Source organism: Mesorhizobium sp. M7A.F.Ca.CA.001.10.2.1, from assembly GCF_003998575.1.
Lineage (GTDB): Bacteria > Pseudomonadota > Alphaproteobacteria > Rhizobiales > Rhizobiaceae > Mesorhizobium.
Genome location: NZ_RZQY01000641.1, coordinates 1 through 3561, shown reverse-complemented (window position 1 = coordinate 3561; position 3561 = coordinate 1). Strand labels below are relative to the sequence as shown.

5 protein-coding genes are annotated in these 3561 nt (G+C 61.6%); 4 read left to right on the top strand and 1 reads right to left on the bottom strand.

Annotation, left to right across the window (positions count from 1 at the left end):
• A partial coding sequence (locus tag EN964_RS29045; RefSeq protein ID WP_127277041.1) for an MFS transporter occupies nucleotides 1-540 on the top strand: 540 nt, incomplete at its 5' end.
• Between the two features lie 103 nt (nucleotides 541-643).
• Nucleotides 644-1381: a dienelactone hydrolase family protein gene (locus EN964_RS29040; RefSeq protein ID WP_127267737.1), complete on the top strand. Its 738-nt coding sequence runs from the start codon at nucleotides 644-646 to the stop codon at nucleotides 1379-1381.
• Nucleotides 1382-1520: 139 nt separating this feature from the next.
• Here EN964_RS29040 and EN964_RS29035 read toward each other — a convergent pair whose 3' ends face one another.
• Entirely contained in the window at nucleotides 1521-2078 is a 558-nt protein-coding gene (locus tag EN964_RS29035; RefSeq protein WP_127267738.1) for a DUF308 domain-containing protein, read from the bottom strand.
• Between the two features lie 138 nt (nucleotides 2079-2216).
• On the opposite strand from EN964_RS29035, the gene EN964_RS29030 reads away from it, so the two are divergent.
• Both EN964_RS29030 and EN964_RS29025 read left to right on the top strand, forming a co-directional pair.
• Nucleotides 2217-2804 carry a TetR/AcrR family transcriptional regulator gene (locus EN964_RS29030; RefSeq protein ID WP_127267739.1) on the top strand — a complete coding sequence of 196 codons (588 nt, stop codon included), beginning with the start codon at nucleotides 2217-2219 and terminating at the stop codon, nucleotides 2802-2804.
• 81 nt (nucleotides 2805-2885) lie between these two features.
• On the top strand, nucleotides 2886-3561 hold a 676-nt coding region (locus EN964_RS29025; protein WP_127277039.1), incomplete at its 3' end, for an aminoacetone oxidase family FAD-binding enzyme.

Genomic DNA, 3561 nt, shown 5'->3' with positions numbered 1-3561 from the left:
GCGCTCGCCTATTGCATCTTCGGCTGGCTGGCGCCGATCCTGCGCGAGCGTGGCTTCGATGCGGCCACCGCTGGCGCCATGGTTTCGGTGTCAGTGATGGCGCAGGTCATCACCTGCCTCGCCGTGCCATCCTTTGCGATGCGGCTGAAGGACCAGCGCGGCATCAATGTGGCGCTCGTTGCCACGGCGGTGGTCGCGCTGCTCGGCATTCTCTTTGCGCCGACCTCGACGATGCTGTTCTGGGCGGTCCTGCAAGGCATCGGGCAAGGTGGCCTTATCGCGGCTGCCATGAGCTTGATCGTGCTGCGTTCGCCGGATTCGCATGTCGCCGCGCATCTTTCAGGCATGGCGCAAGGCGTCGGCTATGTGCTGGCGGCATTCGGTCCGCTGCTGGTGGGCCTGATCCGCGACTGGACCGGCAGTTTCTCGGGAACGGCGTTCCTGTTCGTCGCGCTCGGGCTTGGCGTAGCCATCATGGGGCTCGGTGCCGGCCGTGCGCTGCATGTCGGCGCGCGGACCGTGCGCGAGGGCGAGCAATAGCGTCCGCAATCCTGCACGAAATGTTGACTGCCACGCCCCGGGAATGCCTTGCCGTATGGCCTTGCGCGGATATGTATCGCGCATCAGTCGAACGGAGCGGGCGATGACGAAACACGACATTCAGATCAAGACCAGGGATGGTGTTGCCAATGCCGGGCTTTTCCACTCGGCAAACGCATCTCCTGCCAAGGCCGGCGTCATTCTCTATCAGGACGCCTTCGGTCCGCGGCCGGCGCTCGACGGTATGGCCGAGCGGCTCGCGAATGAAGGCTATGCGGTGCTGGTGCCCGACCTATTCTACCGCAATGCGCCCTACGGGCCGTTCGACGCCAAGACCGCCTTCGCCGAGGAAAAGACCAAAATCCCGCTGATGGCGCTGGTCACCGGCACGACACAGGAGATGACCATCAGCGACAGCGGTGCGTTCCTCGACGCGCTTGCTGCCGAGGGCATCACCGGGCCGATCGGCACCGTCGGCTATTGCATGGGTGGCGGCCGGGCGTTGAACGCCGCCGCTAACTATCCCGACAGGATAAGGGCGGCCGCAAGCTTCCATGGCGGCAATCTGGCCAGCGACGCCGCCGACAGCCCGCATCGCAAGGCAGCCTCCATCAAGGCGCGCGTCTATGTCGGCATGTCGGGTGTCGACAGAAGTTTCCCGCCGGAACAATCGATGCGATTGGAGGAAGCGTTGCGGGTTGCGGAAGTCGACCATGTCATCGAGAACTATGCCGGGATGGCGCATGGCTGGTGCGTGCCCGATCATAGCGTTTTCAACGCCGCGGGTGCCGAACGCCATTGGAAGCGGCTGACGACGTTGTTCGCCGAGACGCTGATCTAAGGCAGCGGTCGCGCCCCTGAGCAGGACGCTACGCGTCTTTGAACCAGAACGGCAGCCGATGCGGCAAAGAGTGAGCGATGCTTGCCCTTTCGACGGCGGCAGATGACTTTCACCTTGCCGCCGCCGGATCGGGCAGCACCTAGGCGTTTGCCTTGCGATAGGCTGCTACGACAAGCCAAATTGCGGAAAGCAGAAAGTAAAACGCGCCGAACCCGGCATAAGGGGCGATGTCCAGAATCGTCGGCGCAGCCGTGCCGAGGGATCGGCTGATCATGAAGCCGCCGGCGAGGGCCGACTGCTCACCACTGAGGATCATCGGCCATTGTGCGCCTTGGTAGCGCCAACGCTTTAGTCCCGTGTTCAGCTGCAGCAGGCCTGAGAGGATCGCCCAAACCCCAAACACGGCCAGAACGGCATACATGCTGTTGTTAACCGCCACGATGACGGCGAGCGCCGTTATCGTGCTGACCACGACATTCAAAGCCTGGGACGAGTTGGCCTTCAGGCCGCCATTTACCCTGGCGTCAACCAGATTGGCGAGAGCGTCCCATGCCGGGTAGATCACGAGCAGAAACGCGGTGGGACCGGGTTGCCCGTTGAACAGGATGGCGGCAGCAACCCAGGCGATAGAAAATATGGCGCGTGCGAAATAATAGGATCGTAGCCATCCGGACCGGGTGAAAGATTGGTTTTGCATTGGCAGATTCCTTGTTGCTGTCTACCTATTAGTAGGTAGACAAAACCCCTAAGTCAACCCAATGTCCGGAACACCTCCCTGTGAGAATCGGGAACGATGCAACCTTGACAGTTCGCCTACCAGAAGGTAGGCGGCGATATGAAATCAATGGCTTCGACTTCAGAAAAGATTCTCGATGTCGCGCAGTCTCTCATCGTCGCGGGAGGCTACAACGGGTTCAGCTATGCCGATATCTCGGCTGACATCGGCATCAGGAAGGCGAGTATCCACCATCATTTTCCGACGAAGGCCGAGCTGGTTTCGGTGCTGGTGGATCGTTACAGGCGGCAGGCCGAAGTGGGTTTGGAGTCTCTCCGGGGAGAACTCTCAAGCCCTGCTGAACAACTGCAGTCCTATCTGAACTATTGGCGGACATGCATTCGCGATGCCTCGCCGTCGTTCTGCGTCTGCGCGATGCTCGCCGGCGAGATGCAGATGCTGCCGGAAGAGGTGGCGTCACGCGTTCGTGCCCATTTCCAAAATCTCGCGGGATGGCTTACGTCGGTGCTGCGGGCTGGAATGGAACAGGACTTGTTCCGCTTGAACAACCGGCCGGAGGAGGAGGCCCAGATGCTGATGGCATCGGTTCACGGGGCAATGCTGTCCGCGAGGGCTTTCAGCGATCCCGGGCTGTTCACCATAATCGTCACCCCCCAGATCACCAGGCTGCTGGGACGGGATTGCTAGAAAACTATCGGGCCAAAGTGGTATCAGGCAGCGCAAGTGGCGCGCCCCAAATGAGTTGGTCGAGCGGGAACGAATAGCCTGATGCAATCCTATGATGTAGTGATCATCGGCGCGGGTGCCGCCGGAATGATGTGCGCCGTGGAGACGGCCAAGCGCGGCCGTTCGGTGCTGATCCTCGATCATGCGACGGCGCCTGGCGAGAAGATCCGCATCTCCGGCGGCGGCCGGTGCAATTTCACCAACATCCATGCCAGCCCGCAGAATTTTCTGTCGGGCAATCCGCATTTCTGCATTTCGGCGCTCAGTCGCTACACGCAGCGCGATTTCATCGCCCTCGTCGAACGCCAACGCATTGCCTATCACGAGAAGACGCTTGGGCAGCTGTTTTGCGACGGCTCGGCGCGCCAGATCATCGACATGCTGGTCTCGGAAATGCAGGGCAGGGGCGTGGAGCTGGCGCTCTCGGCCAGCGTTGAGGATGTCCGCAAAACCGTGGAGGGGTTTGCGCTCACCCTCTCCACAGGCTTGGTTACTTGCCAGTCGCTGGTGGTGGCCTGCGGCGGCAAGTCGATCCCCAAGATGGGGGCGACCGGTTTCGGCTATGAGCTTGCCGAACGGTTCGGCCTTGCCATTGTCGAAACGCGACCGGCGCTGGTGCCGCTGACCTTCGACGTAAACACGCTCGAACGGCTGGCGCCCCTGGCCGGCAACGTCGTCGACGCGGAAGTCGCCTGCGGCAAGACGCGGTTCTCCGAAG

Excerpts from the sequence above, each read along its gene's own strand:
- EN964_RS29040 (WP_127267737.1), top strand. The coding sequence starts at position 644 with ATGACGAAACACGACATTCAGATCAAGACCAGGGATGGTGTTGCCAAT.
- EN964_RS29030 (WP_127267739.1), top strand. The coding sequence starts at position 2,217 with ATGAAATCAATGGCTTCGACTTCAGAAAAGATTCTCGATGTCGCGCAG.
- EN964_RS29035 (WP_127267738.1), bottom strand. The coding sequence starts at position 2,078 with ATGCAAAACCAATCTTTCACCCGGTCCGGATGGCTACGATCCTATTAT.